The sequence below is a fragment of the Curtobacterium sp. VKM Ac-2852 genome (assembly GCF_013205045.1).
Taxonomy (GTDB): Bacteria; Actinomycetota; Actinomycetes; order Actinomycetales; family Microbacteriaceae; genus Curtobacterium; species Curtobacterium flaccumfaciens.
In genome coordinates, this window is the sequence record NZ_JABMLI010000003.1 from 323,454 (window position 1) to 343,962 (window position 20,509).

Genomic DNA, 20,509 nt, shown 5'->3' on the forward strand with positions numbered 1-20,509 from the left:
CCGGGCGCATCCGAGCCGGCGTGACGATCATCGGACCAGTCGCGTCCCGTCAGGGGACGCGGACCGCCGCGCCCGGACAGGAGACCCCATGAGCAGCACCGACCACGACGACACCACCGCTCCCGGACGCCCGTCGTTCCGCGACACGGTGACCGCCGGACTCGTGCAGAAGGCCCTCGAACCGGTGCTGCGCGCCGTCCGTGACGAGGTCGCCTCGGCGCGGCGCGAGATCGGCGAGCGCGCGAGCGGTGCGAAGACCGGGCTGGTGCTCACCGGGGTGGCCGTCGGGTTCGCCCTGACCACCCTGGTCGCGCTGGCCGGCTTCGCGGTGGCGCTGCTCGCCCTCGCGCTGCCGCTGTGGGCGGCGACCGGGATCACGTTCGTCGTGTTCGCGATCGTGACCGCGATCCTGTTCGTCGTCGGCCTGCGCGGGATCCGGCGGGGTGTGCCGCCGGTGCCGAAGGACACGATCCAGGCGGCGAAGCAGCGGGTGACGCACGCGACGGACGCCCGGACGGACGGCGTCGCGCGCGACTGACGGACTCGACGGACCGGCTGCGGGGGCCGTGACCGCCGGGGCGGGCTCCGCTACATCGCCAGGGTCATGCCGACCACGGCGACGGTCATCGCGAAGACCTCGCCGCTGCGGACGGCCCGCCGGTCCTCGCGGCCCCACTCGTACCGGAGCAGCCAGCCGCTGAACGCGCAGTAGCCGATCACGCCGGCGCCGAGCACCGCGGACAGGGCGATGCCGTGCCCGGCGTGGTCGCCGGCGACGCCCGAGGCGTGGCCCATCAGCAGCATCCCGGCCATCACGACGGCGGAGAGCGCGCGGTGGACGTCCATCGGCTCCGCGCGGCGACCGTCGGCGCGGCGGCGCCGCATCACGGGCAACGGCGCGAGCAGGAGCAGCAGGGTCGCGGCGAACAGGGTCCACACCGCACCGGCGTCGACGACGGGCATGAGCATCGCGACGAGCATCACGCCCGCCGGCACGATCACGCCCGGGCGCGGTCGGTAGCGGTCACCGACGATGCAGCACACCGACGCGAACTGCGGCACGACGAGCATGGCGTCGGCGACGGTCTCGTGCACGTGGGGCGTCCTCGGTGCGGCGGAGTGGTGCGGGGTGGGGTCAGTCCTCGGCGCGGGCAGCGGCCTTGGCGGCGCGCTCCTGCTTCACGCGGGCGTTCTCGGCGTGCACGGCGGCCTGCGTCGCGCGCTCGCGGACGAGCCACTCGGGCTTCTGCTCGAGCAGCGTCTTGATGTCCGCCGTCGTCAGTGCGTCGTCGATCCCCGCACGGCTCAGGCCGGAGATGGAGATCCCGAGCTTCTGCGCCACGACGGGTCGCGGGTGCGGGCCGTCGCGTCGGAGGTCCTCGAGCCAGGTCGGGGGTTCGGTCCGGAGCTCGTCGAAGGCGGTCCGCGTGAGGGGAGCGCTCTGGAAGGACTCCGGAGCGGCCGTCAGCAAGATGCCGAGCTTCTTCGCAGCCGTCTCGGGCTTCATGGTCTGTTCCTGCGCCATGAGGACAAGGGTACGGCCCCTATGCTCGTCTGCATGACCGCGGCTCTCACCATCGCCTTCGTGCCGGGGGTCTCCCCCGCAAAGTGGGCCCGTGTCTGGCGGGAACGCTTCCCCTCCGTCGAGCTCCGGCTGCGGCCGATCGGCGCCGACGACGTCGACGACACGCTGGCGGGAGAGGCCGACATGGTCTTCGCGCGCATGCCCGTGTCCGAGCAGCACAACGCCATCCCGCTCTGGACCGAGACGGCCGTCGTCGCGATGCCCAAGGACTCCCCCCTCGCCGAACTCGCCGAGGTCGACCTCGCCGACGCCGAGGTCCACGTGATCGACGCCGGCCCGGTTCCGGCCGACATCGACGGATCGCTCGACCTGGTCGAGGCGAACGTCGGCGTCGTCGTGCTCCCCCAGTCGCTGTTCCGCGCCGCCAGCCGCAAGGACCTGGTGGGTCGTCCGCTCATGAACGCCGAGGGCACGCGCATCGCGCTGGTCTGGCGGGACGAGGACACCACCGAGACCACCGAGGAGTTCATCGGCGTGGTGCGCGGGCGGACCGCCAACAGTTCGCGCCAGCCGGGAGGCCCGGATCGCGACGACGACGACGGCTCGCGTCCGGCTCGTGGCGGCACCAAGACCGGGTCGGCCGCCAAGGGTGCGTCCGGTTCGTCGAGTGGGTCGGGTGCGTCGGGTTCCAAGGGCGGCTCGGCCGGCGGCGGCGGCGCCGGCGGCAAGGCCAAGGCGAAGTCGCCCGGCAGCGGGAAGTCCGGCAGCGGCAAGAAGTCGAACACCGGCAAGGGACCCACGCCCGGTCGCGGCAAGATGCGCGGCAAGCCGAGCCGGGGTTCCAAGGGCAACCGATGACGGACACGCGGCTGGCACCGATGACGGACACGCGGCTGGCACCGATGCCGGCCACGCGCCTCCCGGCCTGGCTCCGGCGCACGATGGCCGAGTACGTCGAGTCACGGATGCAGGCGGGCGAGACCCGTGAGCAGGCCGAGGCGAACGAGCAGCAGTCGCGGGACCGTTGGTTCCCGGGCGGGTCTCCCGCCGACGGGCACCTCGTGTGGGACGTCATCGACCAGGACGACACCGTCATCGGGTACCTGTGGATCGGACCGCTCACGCCGGGCAGCACCGATTGGTGGGTGTTCAACGTTGAGATCGACGAGGCACACCGGCGCCGCGGGCACGCACGTCGAGCGCTCGAACTCGGGCACCGCGCCGCCGCTGAGAACGGTGCGACGAGTATCGGGCTGAACGTGTTCGGCTACAACACCGGGGCGCAGGAGCTCTACGCGGCGCTCGGGTACCGGGTGACGTCGGCGCAGATGCGGAAGCCGCTGGTCTAGCGCGCGGCGGCGGCGCGGCTGCGGCGGCGGCGGCGGCGGCGGCTGCTGCGGCTGACGCGGCGGCTCGGGTCCGCCCGGTCACAACACCCCGCGTGCATGGCCCCGAGCGGTCACGAAGTGTCGACTTGCCGCGCCCGGAACGACGTGTCGTGACCACTCGGCGGAGGCCAGCGGGGATTCGTGACCGTCCGAAGGTCCGCGTCAGCGCAGGACGGCTGCGGCGGCGCGGGTCACCCTCGCGCCGCGCGATTCCTCGGCTGCTGCGCGGGCCCGGGTGACGACGACGGCGTCTGCGCGTTCAGCCGATCCATGGTCGAACGGCGGTTGCGGGTCGTACTCGATCTGCAACTGGATCGCCTCGGCCGCGGACTGTCCGGCGAGCTCGGCCGCGAGCCACAGCGCCATGTCGATGCCCGCGCTCACCCCGGCGGCGGTGACGACGGCGCCGTCCCGGGCGATCCGGGCGTCCACCGGCTGCGCTCCGAAGGCCTCGAGCATCGGCTTCGAGGCCCAGTGGGTCGTCGCGCGTCTGCCGGCGAGCAGCCCGGCGGCGCCGAGCACGAAGGCACCGGTGCACACCGAGGTGGTCCACGTCGCGTGCTCGGCCTGGCGCCGCACGAAGGCCACGACGTCCGGGTCGAGCATCGCGTCGAAGGCACCGTCACCACCAGGCACCACGAGCACGTCCGCCGCTCGGGCATCGCTCATCGTGGTCGTCGGGAGGAGTGACAGGCCGCAGTCGCTCGGCACCGGGTCGAGCGTCGCCGCCACGTACTCCACGCGTGCGCCGGGCACGCGGCTGAGGACCTGCGCCGGACCGGTCAGGTCGAGCTGGGTCAGGTGCGGGAACAGCAGGAACGCGATCCGGATCTCGTCGGCCATGTCGCGACCATAGTCCCGGCGTTCCCGTTCCCGTTCTCGTACTCGCTGGCTTGCCCGTCAGCTCCAGACGCCGGAGGTCCCGCGCCGGTGGCTGCCCATCAGGTGGGTGTCGACGATGCCGAGCGCTTCCATCAGGGCGTACATCGTCGTCGGTCCGACGAAGGCGAAGCCGCGCTTCCGCAGCGCCTTCGACAGGGCGAGGGATTCGTCCGACTTCGTCGGGACCTCGGCGGAGGACCGTGGCTCGGGCGTGGTCGTCGGCCGGAACGACCACACGAAGTCGGCGAGCCCACCGTCCTGCCGCAGGGCGATCGTGGCGTTCGCGTTGGTGATCGTCGCGAGGATCTTCGCGCGGTTCCGGACGATCCCGGCGTCGGCCATCAGCCGTGCGACGTCGTCCTCGCCGAAGGCCGCGACGGTGTCGGCGTCGAAGTCGGCGAAGGCGGTACGGAACGCCGGTCGTTTCGCGAGGATCGTGCGCCACGACAGACCGGACTGGAACGCCTCGAGCGAGAGCCGCTCGAACACCCCGCGTTCGTCGCGGACGGGCATGCCCCACTCGGTGTCGTAGTACTCGCGCAGGAGCTCGTCCGACGACGCCCAGACCGGCCGGGCGAGGCCGTCGTCGCCGGTGACGAGGTCGGGCACGGGCGGGGCGTCGACTGGCTCGGTGCTCATGCATCCATCCTGGCGGGCGCCGCCGACAGCGCCTGGCTCACTCGGCGGGCGGGCCGTCCTGCGTCGCCTGCTCGTCCATCCACACGTACTCCCAGCGGTGTCCGTCCGGGTCGGTGAAGCTCCGCTGGTACATGAAGCCGAGGTCCATCTCCGGCCGGTCCTCGGTGCCGCCGGCAGCGACCGCGGCGTCGACGACGCGGTGGACGTCCTCCTTCGACGGGGCGCTGAGCGAGTTGATGACCTCGATCGTGTCGGCGTCGGCGATCGTCTTGTCGGTGAACTCGGCGAACTTCGCCGTCGTCAGGATCATGACGTAGATCGTGTCGGACACCACCACGCACGCCGCGGTGTCGTCGCTGAAGGCCGGGTTGATGGAGTACCCGAGTGCCTCGTAGAACGCCTTCGAGCGCTCGAGGTCCGTGACGGGCAGGTTGATGAAGACCATCGTGTCCATGGCGGTTCCTTTCGTCACGCTCAACCTGGACCCACCTGGAGCAGCGCGCAACCGTTTCGTGGGGGAACCAACCGGTACACAATATGCTGGCGTGATGCGGGCCTACGTGGACGAGTCAGAACCGGGTGGTGGGCGGGACCACACCGCGTACGTCCTCGCCGCGGTGATCATGCGGATCAACGGCGAGGAAGAAGCTCGCGAGGCGGTTCGACGGGCGACCCCTCGGCGCATGCGGAAGCTGCACTGGTACGAGGCACTGCCAGCTCAGCGCATCTCGTGGCTCGATCTCCTCCGGCGTGCGGTGACCGTCATCGTGGTCCGGTACGACGGCGCCGTGGCACGGACGGAACGTCGGCGAAGACGGTGTATCGAACGCCTCGTGCACGAACTCGAGCTGCGGAAGGTCGGCCACGTGGTCCTCGAGACGCGCGGACCCGCCCGGGACAAGGATGACCGGGCGATGTTCGATGCGCTCCGCGATCGTGGAGTCGGTCATGGAGTGCGGTTCGAGCACCTCAACCCGTCCGAAGAGCCGCTCCTCGCGTTGGCCGACATCGCCTGCGGGGCTCATGTTGCCGGCCTCGCCGGGGATCACGGACTGACGAGCCCGATCCTGGTTTCCTGACGCACGCCCCCGAAAGCGCAAATCCTCGGGCCCGCGCTGGCTGCAGGACATCCGAGGATCACTTTCGACCGAGCAGCACCCGATCGACATATCAATGCTACCCGCCGTGCTCCGCTCCGGTCAAGGCGTGCGCAGCCCAGGCCGGAAACGACGAAGTCGCTGTCGTCCGACAGCGACTTCGTCGTTCCGCGTCAGCCCGGGGACGACCGACCCGAGCGGCGTCAGGCCAGCTCGCGTCCCTCGCCAGCGGCACGCTGGTGCGACTCGGCCTCGGCCTGGCCGATGATGTCCTCGGCGGGCACCGGGTTCAGGCGGTCCCAGAGGAAGAACAGGCCGCCGCCGATGAGCAGCGAGATCCCGACCCACAGGTTGATGTGGATCCCGCCGGTCTTCTCGGGGTCGGTGTTCCAGTGCACGATCCCGACGATGGTCGTGATCACGCCGTAGAGCACGAACAGGCCGCCGAGGATGCGGCGCAGGTCGAGTCGGCGGGTGGAGCGGACGAGGGCTGCCTTCTGCTCCTCGGTCATCGCGCCGGGGGTGGTGGTGTCACTCATGAGAAGTGGTCTCCTTCGCGGATCAGAGGAACGGGAGGTACAGGACGACGCACAGCACGAGCGCGACGGTGCCGAGCAGGGCGGGCGAGCGGTACCAGGCGGTGTCCGTCGCGACCGAGTCGCCGTGCAGGTCGATCTTGCCGACGCCGTAGACGAGCCCACCGAGCTCCTTCTCGTCCTTCGGCTTGGTGAGCATCGAGACGACGAAGCCGACGATCAGCACGGTGACGAACGAGATGATCGCGCCGTACAGGGTCTCCGCGGTCGCGGTGGCGAACAGGTCCGGGTTCACCAGGTAGGCGATCCAGGTGATCGTCGGGGTCACGATGCCGAGGACGTAGCCCCAGAGCGCACCCTGCGTCGTCATGCGCTTCCACAGCAGGCCGAGGATGAACACGGCGAACAGCGGTGCGTTGAAGAACGAGAACAGCGTCTGCATGTACGTCATGATGTTCGACGCCTGGGCCGCGATGAACGCGGTCGCGATGCCGACCACGACGCCGACGACGGTGACCCAGCGGCCGGTCTTCAGGTAGTGCAGGTCGGGCATGTTCGGGCGGATGTAGCGCTGCCAGATGTCGTAGGTGAAGACGGTGTTGAACGACGAGACGTTCGCCGCCATGCCGGCCATGAAGGACGCCAGCAGGCCGGTCACCGCGATGCCGAGCACACCGGTCGGCAGGTACATCTGGATGAGCTTCGGGATTGCGTCGTTGTAGGTCAGCGTGCCGTCGGCGAACTGGTTGCCCACCACGGCCGCGGCGATGAGACCGGGGATGACGACGATGGCCGGGATGAAGAGCTTCGGGATCGCGGCGATGAGCGGGGTGCGGCGGGCCGCGGACATGTTCTTCGCCGAGAACGCGCGCTGCACCTCGGTGAAGTTCGTGGTCCAGTACCCGAACCCGAGCACGAAGCCCAGGCCGAGCACGATGGCGAGCCAGTTGGCGCCGATCGGGTTGGTGACGTTGCCGAAGCCGGTGCCGGCCCAGGCCTGCAGGTGCTGCACGCCCTGGGTCTCGGTGATGGCCTTCGACAGGCCGTCCCAGCCGCCGACGCGGTGCAGACCGACGATCGTCAGCGGGATGAGCCCCGCGATGATCACGAAGAACTGCATGACCTCGTTGTAGATCGCGCTCGAGAGCCCGCCGAGGGTGATGTAGACGAGCACGAAGCCGGCGGAGACGATGATCGCCAGCCACTCCGGCCAGCCGAGCATGGCCTCGATGACGATGGCCATCGCGTAGAGGTTGATGCCCGCGATGAGCACGTTCGACACCGCGAACGCGATCGCGTTCACCAGGTGCGGCGCCTTGCCGAAGCGGCGCAGCATGAACTCCGGCACGGAGCGGACCTTCGAGCCGTAGTAGAACGGCATCATCACGAGGCCGAGGAACACCATCGCGGGCACGGCGCCGACGAGGTAGTAGTGCAGGGTGGCCATGCCGATCTGGGCACCGTTGGCCGCCATGCCGAGGATCTCGGTCGCACCGAGGTTCGCGGACACGAACGCCAGGCCCGTGATCCACGCCGGCATCGAGCGCCCGGACAGGAAGAAGTCCATGCTCGTCCGGACCTGCTTGCGGGCGGTGAACCCGATCCCGATGACGACCGCGAAGTACACGATGATCATCAGGTAGTCGACCCAGCCCAAGTCGAGCCGGATCCCTTCGTTCGCTGCAGCGAGAACCATTCACATCTCCACGTCAGTGTGTTGCAGTCGACAACTCTGCCGACCCGGACGGAGACGTTACACCGATTTGTGACCGTTCACATAGCCAGCGCATGCATCGTCCGAGCCGCGCAGCGCTCCCCCCGGTTCGCTACGCTCGGCCCATGACCGACGCGTCGCGCATCCTCGTCCTCAACGGCCCGAACCTCGACATCCTCGGGCGCCGCGACCCGGAGCAGTACGGCACCGTGACGCTCGCCGAGATCGAGGCGATCGTGCACACCGAGGCGGCCGTGCACGGGCTCGAGGCCGACTTCCGCCAGACGAACCGCGAGGGCGAGCTGGTCGAGTGGCTGCACGAGGCGCTGGACGACTTCGCCGCGGTCGTCATCAACCCCGCCGCCTACGCGCACACCTCGGTCGCGCTGCACGACGCGGTGGAGGCCCTGTGGGTCCCCGTCGTCGAGGTGCACCTGTCGAACACGTGGAAGCGCGAACCGTTCCGCCACGTCGACCACGTCGCGACCGCCGCGACGGCGGTCATCGCCGGCGCGGGTGCCGACGGCTACCGCCTGGCGGTCGCGCACGTCGCGTCCCTGCTCGGCTGAGCCAACGACCGAACGGGAGGCCCGTGGCGGCGTCGCCACGGGCCTCCAGTCCGCCTGCTGGTCACGCTGGGTCGCGCCCGTTCCTTCCCATTCCACGCGCGATGCCTGGTGGTTCCGGGCGTCCCTGATGAGGAGTTCCGACCCGGTATGCCCGGAAGAGCCGGGCGCGGGCACGCTGATCAGAACTCGGCGGGACGCCGCACGTCGGTCAGGCCGGCGGTGGCGAAGCCGCCGCGGATGAGCGGCGCGGCCCGGCGCACGGCCTGGTCGATGCGGAGCTCCAGGTCGACGCTCGCGATGTCGTAGCCACCCTCGCGCTTGGTGAAGTCCCGCTCGTTCCCGAACACCCCGAGCGGCAGGGTGGTGGACTGGAAGAACCCGAACAGCGGGCGCATCTGGTGCTCTACGAGCAGGGCGTGCCGGTCGCTGCCACCGGTCGCGGTCAGGAGCACCGGGGTGTCGACGAGGTCGTACTGGCCGACCCAGTCGAAGAACAGCTTGAAGGCACCGGAGTAGGCCGCCCGGAAGGCCGGGCTGCCGACGACGAGCACGTCCGCGGCCTCCACCGTCTCGAGGGCCCGGCGCGTGCGGTCGGACATCGTCTCGCGACCCGACGCCGCTCCGAGGTCGGCCAGCAGCGGCCCGATCTCGATCGTCTCGGTCCGGGCGCCGTCGATCTCCTCGGCCAACCGGGCCACCGTCGCCGCGACCAGGGTCGAGGTCCGCGAGGGGTCCGATGGGCTGCCACTGACGCCGACGACCAGTTCTCCGCTCATGCGGTCGATGCTCACACGCTACCGGGGCGGGCGGCACGTTCGTGACGACATGTGTCGGGTGCCAGTCGGTCGGGGTAGCGTCCGCGCCATGCAGACCTTCCTGCCGTACGCCGACTTCCGGGCATCCGCCGAGGTCCTCGACGACCGGCGGCTCGGCAAGCAGCGGGTCGAGACCCTGCAGGTGATGCGCGCCCTGACGCTCCCCGACTACGGCTGGCAGCACCACCCGGTGACGGCGATGTGGCGCGGCTACCGTCCGGCGCTGATGGCGTACCAGGAGGCCACGTGCCGCGTCTGGGCGGAGCGCGGGTACGCCGACACGTGTCTCGAGAAGACCCTGCTCGACCTGGGCCGCGTACCGGAGGACCTGGCGGCGTACGAGCGCGGCGACGTGCCGATCCCGCCGTGGAACGACGACGAGGCCTTGCACGTCTCGCACCGGTCGAAGCTCGTGCAGAAGGCGCCGGAGCACTACCGGGAGCTGTTCCCCGACGTACCGGACGACCTGGACTACGTCTGGCCGGGGACCCCCGAACCGGCGACGCACACCGTCTGACCGTCAGGCAAGCGCCCGACCGTCAGGCGACCGGGATCCAGTGACCACCCTCGCGCCGGGTGACGACGTCGGAGCGGATCTCGACCACGTCCCGCAACCCGTCGACGGCGGCGTCACGGACGCCCGCGGCGACACGGTCGTCCTCGGCCTCGAAGCGCACGACCGCGCACGGGACGCCACGGAGCAGCCGGACGTCCTCGGCCTCGACCACGGCGTGTTCGCGCACCAGGGCGGCAGCGGCGGGCAGGACGGCGTCCGGTGCCGTGCCGGGCGCGAGGGCGCCGATCGCCAGGGTCACGCGGTACGAGGGCATGCGACGACGCTACCGGGGAACCGGATCCCGCCGTGGGCTGCAGGGGAACCGACGCCGCTCAGGGGTGCGGACGTCGACCCACGGCGGGATCGCGGTGTACGGCGGGACACGACGACAGGGGGAACGTCGCGCCCCGCGCCGGACGTCGATCAGGGGGTCGACATCCGGTCTGGGTCCACCGCGCGGCTCGGTTCAGGGGAACCGCACGGTGGTGGACCTCAAGGGTGTTCGGTGTCCTCTCGGTACCGGTCCGTCTCGGTCGGTGCGGGCATCGACCGGTGGGCGGCGGCTGGCCGGACCATCGGGAGCAGGGCGCTCCCGGCGGTCGCGAGCGCTCCGACCACGGCGATGATCCCGAGCGGGGCCGTGCCGAGGTCGTGCTGCGCTGCCAGGGCGAGCGCGACGAGGGTGGCCGGCGCCGGCAGGAGCTGCACCGCTCGGAAGCGGTCGTCCCGTCGTGTCCGGGTCATCATCGCGTTTGCCATGACGACACTCTGACGCAGATCGGTTGTCCGCAGAAGGGGGGACACGTACCCAGAGATGGAGTAGAACGTCTAGTACACCTCAGCCGAGAGCGCGGACGGTCGCCACGGCGTCGGCCACGGCCCCGACGACGGCCGGGACGTCGTCGGCCGTCAGGGCCGCGTCGAACGTCAGGCGGAGCGCGGTGCGCGCCACGTCCTCGGGGATCCCGAGCGCCGTGAGCACGTGGGAGGCCTCGGTGCTGCCCGCGGCGCAGGCACTGCCCGACGACGACACCACGTCGCGCTGCTCCAGCTCGAGCAGGACGGTCTCGCCGTTGACGCCCGGGAAGCAGAACGACGCGTGCCCGGGCAGCCGGTGCTCCCGCGACCCGGTGACGAACGCGCCGGGGACCGCGGCGAGCACGCCGTCGAGCACCGCGTCGCGCACGGTGGTCGCGGTGCCCTCCCCCGACCGCACCGTCTCCGCCGCCAGCCCGAGGGCGGTCGCCACCGCCACGGCACCGGCCACGTCCTCGGTGCCGGACCGCCGCCCCCGCTCCTGTCCCCCGCCGTGCAGCAGCGGCTCGAGCGGGACGCCGGAGCGCACGGCGAGCACGCCGGTGCCCTTCGGGGCGCCGAGCTTGTGCCCCGACAACGACAGCGCGTCGACGCCCAGGGCCCCGAGACCGATCGGCAGCCAGGGCGCGGACTGCACGGCGTCGGTGTGGAACCGTGCCCCGACCTCGTGCGCCACCGCCGCGAGGGCCGGCACGTCCTGCACGGTGCCGATCTCGTTGTCGGCGTGCGCGATCGAGACGAGCGTGGTGTCCGCGCGGAGGGCCGCTCGCAGCGCCGCCGGGTCGACGCGGCCGTCCGGCCCGACGGGCAGCACGGTGACGTCGAAGTCGTGGAAGCGGGCGAGGTACGCGCAGCTCTCCAGCACCGCCTCGTGCTCGATGGCGCTCGTGACGACGTGCCGACCGCGGGGCGCGGCGAGGGCGATCCCCTTGATCGCGGTGTTCGCCCCCTCGGTGCCGCCGGTGGTGAAGACGACCTCGGCGGGCCGGCACCCGAGCACCCCGGCGACGGCGGCCCGTGCGGCGGTGAGTCCCCGCGCGGCCTCGTCCCCGACGCCGTGCGTCGACGAGGGGTTGCCGAACACCCCCGTCAGGTAGGGCCACAGCGCCTCGAGCACCTCGCGGCGGACCGGGGTGGTGGCGGCGCGGTCCAGGTAGAACACGACTAGTCCTGCACGGGCACCGCGACGCGCTCCGTCGGCACCGCGACGTGCTCGGGCACCGCGACGTCGATGTCGAGCCCGAGGTCGAGCGCCCGCGCCGAGTGGGTCAGCGCCCCGACCGAGATGACGTCGACGCCTGTCGCCGCGATCGCCGCGACGGTGTCGAGCGACACGCCTCCCGAGGCCTCGACGAGCGCGCGCCCGGCGACGATGCCGACCCCGGTCACGAGTTCGTCCGGGGTGAAGTTGTCGAGCATGATCGTGTCGACCCCCGCCGCGACGACGGGTTCGATCTGGTCGATGCGGTCCACCTCGACCTCCACGTGCACGGTGTGCCCGAGCCGCTGGCGGGCCTGGGCGATCGCGTCGCCGATGCCGATCCCGCCGGCCAGGAGCACCGCCAGGTGGTTGTCCTTGGCGAGCACGGCGTCGGAGAGCGAGGTGCGGTGGTTGTGTCCGCCACCGCACCGGACGGCGTACCGCTCGAGTGCTCGGAGGCCCGGCGTCGTCTTCCGGGTGTCGACGATCCGCGCAGCGGTGCCCGCGGCGGCCGCGACGTGGGCCGCGGTGGTCGTCGCGATGCCCGACATCCGCTGGACCAGGTTGAGGGCGACCCGTTCGGCCCGCAGCACGGCCCGCGCCGACCCGGTCACGGTCGCGAGGACGTCGCCCGCCGCGAAGTGCGTGCCGTCGGCGACGTGGACCACGGCCTGGATCGACGGGTCGACGGCGTGCATCACGGCGACGAACACCGCCCCGCCGCTCAGCACGCCCGGCTCGCGCGCACCGAGGGTCGCGGTCGCGGTCGCCTCCGCGGGGATCAGGGTCTCGCTGGTGACGTCGCCCCAGGGCGCGTCCTCCTCGAGGGCGGTCTCGATCACGCGACGGAGCGCGTGCGGCGGCATGGTGCCGGGGTCGGTGGTCATGCGGGTACCTCCTGCGGGACGGTTGCGGAGCCGTCGGCGCGTTCGTCCGTGTGCTCGTCGGGGTGTGCGTCGGGGTGGTCGGCGACCCAGGCGTACGAGGCCGGGGCGGTGGGGTCGGTGTCCGGGTGGTCGGTGCGGGCGTGCGCCCCGCGGGACTCGGTGCGGGCCTCGGCGGCGAGCGCGACGAGTCGGGCCAGGTCGAGGAGCGCACGGTCCTCGTGCTCGCGCACACCGCCGCCGGTCGGCGCCGTCAGCGCGTCGAGGTCGCGGCGGGCGCTGGCCAGCCCGACGGCGTCACGGAGCAGCCCGACCCGGTCCGTCATGACGGACTGGACCGCCTGTCGGACGGCACCGTCGTCGTCGAGGCGGGTCGCGCCTCCAGGCAGGGTCGGACTGGGCCCACGCCTACCGGTTCCGGCGCGCTGCGGAGCCTGCGGAGCGGCGTGACGGCCGAGCAGGTGGGGAGAGGCGCGGATCGCGTCGGCCGCTCGGGGCACGCTGGTCACGAGGAGGCCGGCGTCCCCGCGCAGGCGGAGCAGGCCGGGTCGCGGTGCGGCGACCGCGTCCGCTGCGCGGACCGCGAAGACGAGTCCCTCGAGCAGGGAGTTCGACGCGAGCCGGTTGGCACCGTGGACCCCGGTGCAGGCGGCTTCGCCGACGGCGAGCAGTCCGGGCAGGCTGGTGCGGCCCTCGGCGTCGGTCGCGATGCCGCCCATCGAGTAGTGCGCGGCCGGTGCGACGGGGACGCCTTCGCGGGTCCAGTCGAACCCGGCGGCGCGGGTGGCCCGGGTGAGTCCGGGGAACCGCGTGACCAGGAACCCGGCGTCGAGGCCGGTGGCGTCGAGGAGCACGGGCGCGCCGCCCTGGTCGCGCACCGCGGCGGCGATTCCCCGGGCGACGACGTCACGCGGGGCGAGCTCGGCGTCCGGGTGCACGTCCGCCATGAAGCGGTGCCCGGCGGCGTCGCGGAGGACGGCACCTTCACCGCGGACGGCTTCGGACACCAGGCCGCCACCGGGGACGGCCAGCCGCGTCGGGTGGAACTGGACGAACTCCAGGTCGGCGAGGACGGCGCCGGCGCGCCAGGCGGCGGCGACCCCGTCACCGGTCGCGACCAGGGGGTTCGTCGTCTCGCGGTACAGGTGTCCGGCTCCCCCGGACGCGATGACGACGGCGTCCGCGTCGAGCCGGCGGGGTTCCCCGAGCAGGTCGAGGACGTCGACGCCGACGACCACGCCGCCGCGGACGACCAGGTCGGTCAGGCTCGTGCGCTCCAGGATCGTGACGTGTCGGCGGTGCAGCGCCGCGATGAGGGTGCGTTCGATGGCGGCTCCGGTCGCGTCACCGTCGGCGTGCACGACGCGCCACCGGCCGTGCGCGGCCTCACGACCGCGGGCGAGGTCGTCGCCGTACCGGTCGAGGGTCGCCGGGTCCGACGACCGGTCGAAGGGCACCCCGAGGGCGAGCAGGTCGCGGACGCGGGCCGGGCCGTCGGTGCACAGGACCTCGACGGCCCGGGCGTCGGCGCTGCCCGCCGCGGCGACGTGGGTGTCGGCCTGGTGCAGCGCCGCGGAGTCGTCGGCGCCGAGCGCCACCGCGATCCCGCCCTGGGCGTACGCGGTGGCGCTGTCGGCGAGCGCCCCCTTCGTCACCAGGGTGACGTCGTGCAGGGCACTGGCGCGGATCGCTGCGGTCAGGCCGGCGATGCCGGAGCCGACGATGACGACGTGCACGGTGGTCTCCCTCGTTCGGTCGGGTCCGCGTCTCAGCCGCGGGGCTTGGCGGCGAGCATCCGCTCGAGCGCCACCTTGGCGTCGGCCTGCACGTCGGCGGGGACGACGATCTCGTTGAGGACCTCGCCGCGGACGAGTGCCTCGAGCACCCAGGCGAGGTAGCCCGGGTGGATCCGGTACATCGTCGAGCAGGGGCAGACGACCGGGTCGAGGCAGAAGATCGTGTGCTGCGGGTACTCGGCGGCGAGCCGGTTCACCATGTTGATCTCGGTGCCGATCGCGAAGGTGGTCGGCTGAGTGGCCGCGGCGACGGTCTTCCGGATCAGGTCGGTGCTGCCGGCGTGGTCGGCGGCGTCGACGACGGCCATCGGGCACTCCGGGTGCACGATGACCTGCACACCCGGGTGCTCGCGGCGGGCCTGGTCGATCTGGTCGACCGTGAAGCGGCGGTGCACCGAGCAGAAGCCGTGCCAGAGGATGACCTTCGCCTCGAGCAGGTCCGCGGCGGTGTTGCCCCCACCGGGCTTCCGCGGGTTCCACATCGGCATCAGGTCGGTGCTGATGCCCATCGCCTTCGCGGTGTTGCGGCCGAGGTGCTGGTCGGGGAAGAACAGGACGCGCTGCCCGCGCTCGAAGGCCCACTCGAGCACCGTCGCGGCGTTCGACGAGGTGCAGACGATGCCACCGTTCCGACCGCAGAAGGCCTTGAGGTCGGCGGCGGAGTTCATGTAGGTGACCGGGATCACGGGGACGCGGCCGTCGGCGTCGGGCTCGGTGCCGTACACCGCCGTCAGCTCCGCCCAAGCGGCCTCGACGCTGTCGATGTCGGCCATGTCGGCCATCGAGCAGCCGGCGGCCAGGTTCGGCAGGATGACGCGCTGGTCGTCGCGCGCCAGGATGTCGGCGGTCTCGGCCATGAAGTGCACCCCGCAGAACACGATCGCCTCGGCGTCGGGCTTCGTCAGGGCGGCGTTCGCGAGCTGGAACGAGTCGCCGAGGAAGTCCGCGTGCCGGACGACCTCGTCGCGCTGGTAGAAGTGCCCGAGGACGACGACCCGGTCGCCGAGGGTGGCCTTCGCCCGCTCGATGCGCTCGTGGAGCTCGTCGGTCGGGGCCGTCTTGTACTCGTCGGGCAGGACACCCTGGCGCGGGGCACTCGTCGGGATGACGTCGGACATCGACGACCCCGGGCCGTACCCGGGGCGGGAGTCGAAGTCCCACGTCGGCATCGCGAGGTCGGGCGTGCAGGTGCTGCCTGCGGCCCTGCCGTTGGAGATGAGTTCGATCGTCGTGGCGATGGACACGGGGTTTCCTATCGGTTCCGCTGCTGGTGCTGATCGGCCCCGGTCTGCAGCGGGCCGTTGTCCGCGTAGGCCAGGTCGGGGTTCGAGCGGTACAGCCGGGCCGGACGGTGCCGGCCCCCGCTCGTGGTCTCGTCGGTCGGCAGGACCGCGTCGGTCTTCTCGACCTGCCGACGGAAGTTCGCGGGGTCGAGTGCTCGGCCGAGCACTGCCTCGTACACGCCCCGGAGTTCGGCGAGGGTGAAGCGGTCGCCGAGGAACGCCTGCGCGATCCGCGAGTACGACATCTTGTTGCGCAGCCGCCACAGGGCGTACTCGACGATGCGGTCGTGGTCGAAGGCGAGCGGCGGGTGCTCGTCGGCCAGGAACCACCGGACGTTCCAGTCGTCGGGCACGACGTTCGCCTCGTCCGGGTGCACGAGCGCCCAGTACACGATCGACACCACGCGGCTCGGGGAGCGTCCGACGTCACCGAACGCGTACAGCTGCTCGAGGTACCGCGGCTGGACGTTCGTCGTCTCGCGCAGTCGGGCGGCCGCGGAGTCCTCGAGGCCCTCGTCGTCGCCGACCCAGCCGCCGGGGAGCGCCCAGGAACCCTCGAACGGTTCGGCGACGCGACGGACGAGCGGCATCCACAGCGCCGGGGCCCCGGTATCGGGGTGCGGGCGCAGTGCGACGATCACGGTGGAGACCGCAACGCGGATGCCTGCTTCGTCCATGGTGGAGATAGTGTCAATCTGACTCGAAGTGTTCGGGTTGGGATGACACTATCACTGCCGACGCGGTGCGCTCGTCACGAGCCGGAAACAGATCGTCACGGGGCCGAAAACTCCCGGGAGGCCGCCGCGGTTAGCGTGGAGGACATGACGACGGTGACGAGGGTGCATGCCGTGGTGTCGGGGACGGTCCAGGGGGTCGGCTTCCGGTACTGGACCGCTCGGAAGGCCGACGGGCTCGACCTCGTCGGCTACGCGAGGAACCTCTGGGACGGCACGGTGGAGGTCGAGGCAGAGGGACCCTCGGTCGCTGTGGACTCGTTGGTCGAGTGCCTGCGCACCGGGCCGCCGTCAGCGACCGTGACCGACGTCACCCTGCGGTCGGTCGTGCCGCACGGGGACGCCGACGGGTTCGCGATCCTGCACTGAGCGGACGTGCGTGGGAGCGGTGCCGGCGCTCGGCGTGCTCGGCACCGATCGTTCACCTGCGGATGTCGGAGCGAAGCGGAATAATCGCATCCACTCAGGGAGTTGGCCTGTCTGCGCGTCCTGCGCCACACCCGTTCCACCCGTCGTGACCCACAGGAGCACCCGCATGACCCAGGCCGTCGATTCCGCCCCCCGCACGGGAAGCGTCTCGCAGCCGTCCGCTGCCGAGACCCGACTCGTGATCGGGCTGCTGCTCGTCTCTGCGTTCGTCGTCATCCTCAACGAGACCATCATGGGCGTGGCCCTGCCCCGGCTCATGGACGACCTGGACATCAGCGCCGCGACCGGCCAGTGGCTGACCACCGGCTTCCTGCTCACCATGGCGGTCGTCATCCCGATCACCGGGTTCCTGCTGCAGCGCTTCAACACCCGACCGGTGTTCGTCTGGGCGATGGGCCTGTTCTCGGTCGGCACGCTGATCGCCCTGCTCGCGCCGGGCTTCACCGTCCTGCTCGTCGGCCGCATCGTGCAGGCCAGCGGCACCGCGATCATGATGCCGCTGCTGATGACGACGGTCCTGACCCTCGTCGACCCCGCGCACCGTGGCCGCATCATGGGCAACATCTCGATCGTCATCTCGGTCGCTCCGGCCATCGGCCCGACGATCTCCGGCCTGATCCTCAACGCGTTCTCGTGGCGCTGGCTGTTCGGCTTCGTGCTGCCCATCGCGATCGCGGCGCTCATCCTCGGCATGGTCAAGGTGCAGAACGTCTCGACGCCGCGCAAGGCACCGATCGACGTCGTCTCGGTGGTGCTCTCCGCCTTCGCGTTCGGCGGCATCGTCTACGGCCTGTCCAGCATCGGCGAAGCCGGCACGACCGGTCCGCTCGTCCCGGTGACCGCCCTGGTCGTCGGTGCCGTCGCCCTCGCGGTGTTCATCGTCCGGCAGACGCGCCTGCAGCGCACCGACAGCGCCCTGCTCGACCTGCGCACCTTCCGCACCCGCGGCTTCACGGTGCCGATCGTCGCGATGGGCCTGAGCTTCATGGCGATGTTCGGCACGCTCATCCTGCTGCCGATCTACCTGGAGCGCGTCCTCGGCCTCGAGGTCCTGCAGGTCGGCCTGCTGCTGCTCCCCGGTGGTCTGCTGATGGGCCTGCTCTCCCCCATCGTCGGTCGCATCTACGACCGCCGTGGCCCGCGCGTGCTGCTCATCCCCGGATCGATCATCGTCAGCGCCGTGCTCTGGGCGCTCTCCACCGTCGGTGTCGACACCAGCGTGTGGTTCGTCCTCGGTGCGCACGTGGTGCTGAGCATCGGCCTGGCCCTGACCTTCACGCCGCTGTTCACCGCGGCGCTCGGTGGGCTGCCCCCGAAGCTGTACTCGCACGGCAGCGCGGTGCTCGGCACGGCGCAGCAGCTCGCCGGTGCGGCGGGCACCGCCCTGTTCGTCACGCTGCTGACGATCGGTGCGGCCACCGCCGTCGAGGGCTCCGGTGCCCGTGGGGTCCAGGTGGCCACCGCGTCGGGCGTCGGCACCGCCTTCATGGTCGGCGCGATCATCTCGCTGTTCGGCATCCTGGCGTCGGTGTTCGTCCGCCGGCCGGAGGTGCCCGAAGGCGCGCCGACGCCCGCGCCCGTGCACTGACCGACGAGCCTCGCGCACTGACCGACGAGCCTCGCTCACTGACCGACGAGCAGGGCCGGACGCCGAACCCGTGACGGGGCCGGCGCCCGGCCCGCTCCTGTCTCCGGCCCACGTGGCAGGGTGGGCGCCATGCGGTCGACGACGAGCGAACTCAACTGGTCCGGCACGGTCACGTACACGGCCGAACGGGTCGTCCGCCCGTCGTCGATCGACGAGGCCGCCCAGGTCGTGGCCGACGCCGATCGGGTGCACGGCCTCGGCACCCGGCACTCGTTCAACGACGTCGCCGACACCGCGGGCACCCTGCTCGACCTGACCGGCATCCCCACCGACCTGGTCGTCGACGCCGAGCACCGCACCGTCACGCTCGGGGCCGGCACCCGGTACGGCGACGTCGCGGCCGACATCGACCGTGCCGGGTTCGCCCTGCACAACACGGGGTCCCTGCCGCACATCTCGGTCGGCGGTGCGGTCGCGACGGGCACCCACGGCTCCGGCACGACACTGGGGTCGCTCGCCACCGCGGTGCGCGCGTTCGAGGTGCTCGGTCCGGACGGAACCGCCCGGACTCTCGACCGGACGGACCCCGCGTTCGACGGTGCCGTGCTGCACCTCGGACTGCTCGGCATCGTGACCCGGGTGACCCTCGACGTGGAACCTGCCTACCGGATGCGTCAGGACGTCTACGGCGCGATCCCCTGGGACACCTTCACGGCGAACGTCGCCGAGGTGCACGCCGCCGCGTACTCGGTGTGCGCCTACACGGTGTTCGGCGACGCGATCACCGAGGTCCTGGTGAAGTCACGCGTCCCCGACGGCGCCGAGGACGTGCCGGTGCCCGAAGCGCTGGCCGGCGCACGCCGCCTGCCCGGCACCCCCGGCGACGACCGCCGCACCGCGCGCGACGGCTCGGTCGGCCCGTGGTGGGACCGCCTGCCGCACTTCCCGATCGGGTCCGTCCCGAGCCACGGGTCCGAGGTGCAGAGCGAGCACTTCGTCCCGCTCCGGCACGCGGCGGCCGCCCTCGACGCGCTCCGCGGGCTCGCCGACCGGATCCAGCCGCACCTGCACGTCTGCGAACTCCGGACGATGGCGGCGGACGACCTCTGGCTCAGCCCGACCCAGGGCGAGGACGTGCTCTGCATCGCGTTCACCTGGAAGAAGCACCCGGCCGAGGTCGCCGCGCTCCTGCCCGACCTGGAGTCCCGGCTCGCGCCCTTCGACGGCCGACCGCACTGGGGCAAGATGAGCTCACTCGACCAGGCGGCGATCGCCGGGCTGTACCCGCGGCTGGCGGATTTCCGCGACCTCGTCGCCCGGGCCGACCCGGAGCGGACGTTCGCATCCGCGTTCGGCGAGCGGGTGCTCGGGACCTGAGCCGGGCCTCCAGGCCGTGCCCTGGAACCAGGTTCCGGACACGGCACCACGGGATCGCGCGGTGCTGTGTCCGGAACCTGGTTCCAGAGGCGGGAACGCACCCGATGCGTGCCCCGCTAGTCGGTCGTGAACGCGAGCGGCGTGATCGTCCGCGTCTCGCCGTCCCAGTGCCGGACGCCGCCGACGTCGAGGGTCTCCGGCAGCGGCACGGCGCGCAGCGCAGCGACGGCGCGCGGCAGGTCCTCGTCACGCACCCGGCGGGCCAGCGTGACGTGCGGCGACCAGTGCCCGGGCACCGACGTCTCGACGCCGCCGGGGGCGACCGCGTGCACCTCGCCGTGGAAGGTCGTGAGTGCCGCGTCGACGACCACCGCGCGCACGAGGACCGACCGACCGGCACCCGCGGGGAAGAGCAGCAGCCCGCCGAGCCGGATCGAGGTCGGGACCGACGTGCGGAACCCCGCAGGCACGGGCAGCGTGTCCCCGGCGGCCAGGGTGACGTGCGGGGCGTTCGACGGCGACGGGTGCCGGCCGAGGCTCGGCAGGTCGGCGTCGATCAGGGCCTGCCAGGCGGACCGCACGGCGGCGTCCGACTCCGGACCGAGGACGAGTTCGATGCTGCGCACGGTCCGAGTCAACCAAGTCGTTTCGGGGCGCGTGCTCCCCCGCAGGCAGCACGG

General features: G+C 71.9%; 25 protein-coding genes. 9 read left to right on the forward strand and 16 right to left on the reverse strand.

All coding sequences use genetic code 11. The features are described from left to right. Positions 1 to 88 precede the first annotated feature (88 nt). Entirely contained in the window at positions 89 to 538 is a 450-nt protein-coding gene (locus tag HQQ79_RS12675; RefSeq protein ID WP_173034705.1) for a phage holin family protein, read from the forward strand. A 50-nt stretch (positions 539 to 588) separates the two neighbouring features. Here the strand turns inward: HQQ79_RS12675 and HQQ79_RS12680 are convergent, their stop codons facing one another. After that, positions 589 to 1,095 (reverse strand): hypothetical protein, encoded by a 507-nt coding sequence (locus HQQ79_RS12680; RefSeq protein ID WP_017888550.1) that lies wholly within the window; start codon positions 1,093 to 1,095, stop codon positions 589 to 591. Positions 1,096 to 1,135: 40 nt separating this feature from the next. Further along, positions 1,136 to 1,525: a DUF5997 family protein gene (locus HQQ79_RS12685; RefSeq protein ID WP_017888549.1), complete on the reverse strand. Its 390-nt coding sequence runs from the start codon at positions 1,523 to 1,525 to the stop codon at positions 1,136 to 1,138. A gap of 33 nt (positions 1,526 to 1,558) precedes the next feature. Here HQQ79_RS12685 and HQQ79_RS12690 point away from each other — a divergent pair, with 33 nt between their 5' ends. Continuing rightward, complete coding sequence (locus HQQ79_RS12690) at positions 1,559 to 2,383, forward strand: LysR family transcriptional regulator substrate-binding protein (protein ID WP_173034707.1); 825 nt, start codon at positions 1,559 to 1,561, stop codon at positions 2,381 to 2,383. Further along, positions 2,380 to 2,874, forward strand: a complete 495-nt coding sequence (locus HQQ79_RS12695) for a GNAT family N-acetyltransferase (protein ID WP_173034709.1) — start codon at positions 2,380 to 2,382, stop codon at positions 2,872 to 2,874. The genes HQQ79_RS12690 and HQQ79_RS12695 overlap by 4 nt, the downstream gene beginning before the upstream one ends. Positions 2,875 to 3,075: 201 nt before the next feature. Here HQQ79_RS12695 and HQQ79_RS12700 read toward each other — a convergent pair whose 3' ends face one another. From HQQ79_RS12700 to HQQ79_RS12710, 3 genes are read right to left on the reverse strand one after another with little or no spacing between them, the layout of a single operon-like run. Further along, positions 3,076 to 3,756 carry a DJ-1/PfpI family protein gene (locus HQQ79_RS12700; protein ID WP_173034711.1) on the reverse strand — a complete coding sequence of 227 codons (681 nt, stop codon included), beginning with the start codon at positions 3,754 to 3,756 and terminating at the stop codon, positions 3,076 to 3,078. 57 nt (positions 3,757 to 3,813) lie between these two features. Then, positions 3,814 to 4,434, reverse strand: a complete 621-nt coding sequence (locus HQQ79_RS12705) for a DNA-3-methyladenine glycosylase I (protein ID WP_173034713.1) — start codon at positions 4,432 to 4,434, stop codon at positions 3,814 to 3,816. A gap of 37 nt (positions 4,435 to 4,471) precedes the next feature. Beyond that, entirely contained in the window at positions 4,472 to 4,888 is a 417-nt protein-coding gene (locus HQQ79_RS12710) for a VOC family protein (RefSeq protein ID WP_173034715.1), read from the reverse strand. Here HQQ79_RS12710 and HQQ79_RS12715 point away from each other — a divergent pair. Beyond that, positions 4,869 to 5,513, forward strand: coding sequence for a DUF3800 domain-containing protein (locus HQQ79_RS12715; RefSeq protein ID WP_139179221.1), 645 nt, complete (start codon positions 4,869 to 4,871; stop codon positions 5,511 to 5,513). The genes HQQ79_RS12710 and HQQ79_RS12715 overlap by 20 nt on opposite strands. Before the next feature lie 221 nt (positions 5,514 to 5,734). Here HQQ79_RS12715 and HQQ79_RS12720 read toward each other — a convergent pair whose 3' ends face one another. After that, positions 5,735 to 6,070 carry a hypothetical protein gene (locus HQQ79_RS12720; RefSeq protein WP_071247515.1) on the reverse strand — a complete coding sequence of 112 codons (336 nt, stop codon included), beginning with the start codon at positions 6,068 to 6,070 and terminating at the stop codon, positions 5,735 to 5,737. Between the two features lie 22 nt (positions 6,071 to 6,092). Continuing rightward, positions 6,093 to 7,763: a sodium:solute symporter family protein gene (locus HQQ79_RS12725; RefSeq protein ID WP_173034716.1), complete on the reverse strand. Its 1,671-nt coding sequence runs from the start codon at positions 7,761 to 7,763 to the stop codon at positions 6,093 to 6,095. 143 nt (positions 7,764 to 7,906) lie between these two features. On the opposite strand from HQQ79_RS12725, the gene aroQ reads away from it, so the two are divergent. Continuing rightward, positions 7,907 to 8,350, forward strand: a complete 444-nt coding sequence (aroQ, locus tag HQQ79_RS12730) for a type II 3-dehydroquinate dehydratase (RefSeq protein WP_027466301.1) — start codon at positions 7,907 to 7,909, stop codon at positions 8,348 to 8,350. A gap of 179 nt (positions 8,351 to 8,529) precedes the next feature. Here the strand turns inward: aroQ and HQQ79_RS12735 are convergent, their stop codons facing one another. Further along, positions 8,530 to 9,126: an NAD(P)H-dependent oxidoreductase gene (locus tag HQQ79_RS12735; protein WP_173034718.1), complete on the reverse strand. Its 597-nt coding sequence runs from the start codon at positions 9,124 to 9,126 to the stop codon at positions 8,530 to 8,532. 88 nt (positions 9,127 to 9,214) lie between these two features. Between HQQ79_RS12735 and HQQ79_RS12740 the strand changes: the two genes are divergently transcribed. Further along, positions 9,215 to 9,682 carry an MSMEG_6728 family protein gene (locus HQQ79_RS12740; RefSeq protein ID WP_071247521.1) on the forward strand — a complete coding sequence of 156 codons (468 nt, stop codon included), beginning with the start codon at positions 9,215 to 9,217 and terminating at the stop codon, positions 9,680 to 9,682. 22 nt (positions 9,683 to 9,704) lie between these two features. Here the strand turns inward: HQQ79_RS12740 and HQQ79_RS12745 are convergent, their stop codons facing one another. The 7 genes from HQQ79_RS12745 to HQQ79_RS12775 form a co-directional block, all read right to left on the reverse strand. Next, on the reverse strand, positions 9,705 to 9,995 hold the full coding sequence (locus HQQ79_RS12745) for a hypothetical protein (RefSeq protein ID WP_173034720.1): 291 nt from the start codon (positions 9,993 to 9,995) through the stop codon (positions 9,705 to 9,707). 218 nt (positions 9,996 to 10,213) lie between these two features. After that, the gene (locus HQQ79_RS12750) at positions 10,214 to 10,480 is read right to left on the reverse strand and encodes a hypothetical protein (RefSeq protein ID WP_111233264.1); all 267 of its coding nucleotides are present in this window, start codon (positions 10,478 to 10,480) and stop codon (positions 10,214 to 10,216) included. Between the two features lie 79 nt (positions 10,481 to 10,559). After that, on the reverse strand, positions 10,560 to 11,699 hold the full coding sequence (locus tag HQQ79_RS12755; RefSeq protein ID WP_173034722.1) for a cysteine desulfurase family protein: 1,140 nt from the start codon (positions 11,697 to 11,699) through the stop codon (positions 10,560 to 10,562). A 2-nt stretch (positions 11,700 to 11,701) separates the two neighbouring features. Then, complete coding sequence (nadC, locus tag HQQ79_RS12760) at positions 11,702 to 12,625, reverse strand: carboxylating nicotinate-nucleotide diphosphorylase (protein ID WP_173034723.1); 924 nt, start codon at positions 12,623 to 12,625, stop codon at positions 11,702 to 11,704. Further along, a complete protein-coding gene (locus tag HQQ79_RS12765; protein ID WP_173034725.1) occupies positions 12,622 to 14,358 on the reverse strand; it encodes an FAD-binding protein in 1,737 nt (578 codons plus the stop codon). Before HQQ79_RS12765 ends, nadC begins: the two co-directional genes overlap by 4 nt. Positions 14,359 to 14,390: 32 nt before the next feature. Continuing rightward, positions 14,391 to 15,662 (reverse strand): quinolinate synthase NadA, encoded by a 1,272-nt coding sequence (nadA, locus tag HQQ79_RS12770; protein ID WP_173034727.1) that lies wholly within the window; start codon positions 15,660 to 15,662, stop codon positions 14,391 to 14,393. 8 nt (positions 15,663 to 15,670) lie between these two features. Then, on the reverse strand, positions 15,671 to 16,378 hold the full coding sequence (locus HQQ79_RS12775; RefSeq protein ID WP_035808830.1) for an NUDIX domain-containing protein: 708 nt from the start codon (positions 16,376 to 16,378) through the stop codon (positions 15,671 to 15,673). Positions 16,379 to 16,522: 144 nt separating this feature from the next. On the opposite strand from HQQ79_RS12775, the gene HQQ79_RS12780 reads away from it, so the two are divergent. The 3 genes from HQQ79_RS12780 (at position 16,523) to HQQ79_RS12790 (ending at position 19,829) form a co-directional block, all read left to right on the forward strand. Then, entirely contained in the window at positions 16,523 to 16,804 is a 282-nt protein-coding gene (locus HQQ79_RS12780; RefSeq protein WP_035808828.1) for an acylphosphatase, read from the forward strand. A 166-nt stretch (positions 16,805 to 16,970) separates the two neighbouring features. Continuing rightward, positions 16,971 to 18,452: an MDR family MFS transporter gene (locus HQQ79_RS12785; protein WP_173034729.1), complete on the forward strand. Its 1,482-nt coding sequence runs from the start codon at positions 16,971 to 16,973 to the stop codon at positions 18,450 to 18,452. Between the two features lie 129 nt (positions 18,453 to 18,581). Further along, positions 18,582 to 19,829 carry a D-arabinono-1,4-lactone oxidase gene (locus tag HQQ79_RS12790; protein ID WP_173034731.1) on the forward strand — a complete coding sequence of 416 codons (1,248 nt, stop codon included), beginning with the start codon at positions 18,582 to 18,584 and terminating at the stop codon, positions 19,827 to 19,829. A 116-nt stretch (positions 19,830 to 19,945) separates the two neighbouring features. Here the strand turns inward: HQQ79_RS12790 and HQQ79_RS12795 are convergent, their stop codons facing one another. Further along, positions 19,946 to 20,455 (reverse strand): 2'-5' RNA ligase family protein, encoded by a 510-nt coding sequence (locus HQQ79_RS12795; RefSeq protein WP_173034733.1) that lies wholly within the window; start codon positions 20,453 to 20,455, stop codon positions 19,946 to 19,948. Positions 20,456 to 20,509 lie beyond the last annotated feature (54 nt).

What these genes read in the sequence shown, in the direction of transcription:
- HQQ79_RS12675 (WP_173034705.1), top strand. Translation starts at nt 89, where the DNA reads ATGAGCAGCACCGACCACGACGACACCACCGCTCCCGGACGCCCGTCG.
- HQQ79_RS12685 (WP_017888549.1), bottom strand. Translation starts at nt 1,525, where the DNA reads ATGGCGCAGGAACAGACCATGAAGCCCGAGACGGCTGCGAAGAAGCTC.
- HQQ79_RS12690 (WP_173034707.1), top strand. Translation starts at nt 1,559, where the DNA reads ATGACCGCGGCTCTCACCATCGCCTTCGTGCCGGGGGTCTCCCCCGCA.
- HQQ79_RS12695 (WP_173034709.1), top strand. Translation starts at nt 2,380, where the DNA reads ATGACGGACACGCGGCTGGCACCGATGACGGACACGCGGCTGGCACCG.
- HQQ79_RS12700 (WP_173034711.1), bottom strand. Translation starts at nt 3,756, where the DNA reads ATGGCCGACGAGATCCGGATCGCGTTCCTGCTGTTCCCGCACCTGACC.
- HQQ79_RS12705 (WP_173034713.1), bottom strand. Translation starts at nt 4,434, where the DNA reads ATGAGCACCGAGCCAGTCGACGCCCCGCCCGTGCCCGACCTCGTCACC.
- HQQ79_RS12715 (WP_139179221.1), top strand. Translation starts at nt 4,869, where the DNA reads ATGAAGACCATCGTGTCCATGGCGGTTCCTTTCGTCACGCTCAACCTG.
- HQQ79_RS12710 (WP_173034715.1), bottom strand. Translation starts at nt 4,888, where the DNA reads ATGGACACGATGGTCTTCATCAACCTGCCCGTCACGGACCTCGAGCGC.
- HQQ79_RS12720 (WP_071247515.1), bottom strand. Translation starts at nt 6,070, where the DNA reads ATGAGTGACACCACCACCCCCGGCGCGATGACCGAGGAGCAGAAGGCA.
- HQQ79_RS12725 (WP_173034716.1), bottom strand. Translation starts at nt 7,763, where the DNA reads ATGGTTCTCGCTGCAGCGAACGAAGGGATCCGGCTCGACTTGGGCTGG.
- aroQ (WP_027466301.1), top strand. Translation starts at nt 7,907, where the DNA reads ATGACCGACGCGTCGCGCATCCTCGTCCTCAACGGCCCGAACCTCGAC.
- HQQ79_RS12735 (WP_173034718.1), bottom strand. Translation starts at nt 9,126, where the DNA reads ATGAGCGGAGAACTGGTCGTCGGCGTCAGTGGCAGCCCATCGGACCCC.
- HQQ79_RS12740 (WP_071247521.1), top strand. Translation starts at nt 9,215, where the DNA reads ATGCAGACCTTCCTGCCGTACGCCGACTTCCGGGCATCCGCCGAGGTC.
- HQQ79_RS12745 (WP_173034720.1), bottom strand. Translation starts at nt 9,995, where the DNA reads ATGCCCTCGTACCGCGTGACCCTGGCGATCGGCGCCCTCGCGCCCGGC.
- HQQ79_RS12750 (WP_111233264.1), bottom strand. Translation starts at nt 10,480, where the DNA reads ATGGCAAACGCGATGATGACCCGGACACGACGGGACGACCGCTTCCGA.
- nadC (WP_173034723.1), bottom strand. Translation starts at nt 12,625, where the DNA reads ATGACCACCGACCCCGGCACCATGCCGCCGCACGCGCTCCGTCGCGTG.
- HQQ79_RS12775 (WP_035808830.1), bottom strand. Translation starts at nt 16,378, where the DNA reads ATGGACGAAGCAGGCATCCGCGTTGCGGTCTCCACCGTGATCGTCGCA.
- HQQ79_RS12780 (WP_035808828.1), top strand. Translation starts at nt 16,523, where the DNA reads ATGACGACGGTGACGAGGGTGCATGCCGTGGTGTCGGGGACGGTCCAG.
- HQQ79_RS12785 (WP_173034729.1), top strand. Translation starts at nt 16,971, where the DNA reads ATGACCCAGGCCGTCGATTCCGCCCCCCGCACGGGAAGCGTCTCGCAG.
- HQQ79_RS12790 (WP_173034731.1), top strand. Translation starts at nt 18,582, where the DNA reads ATGCGGTCGACGACGAGCGAACTCAACTGGTCCGGCACGGTCACGTAC.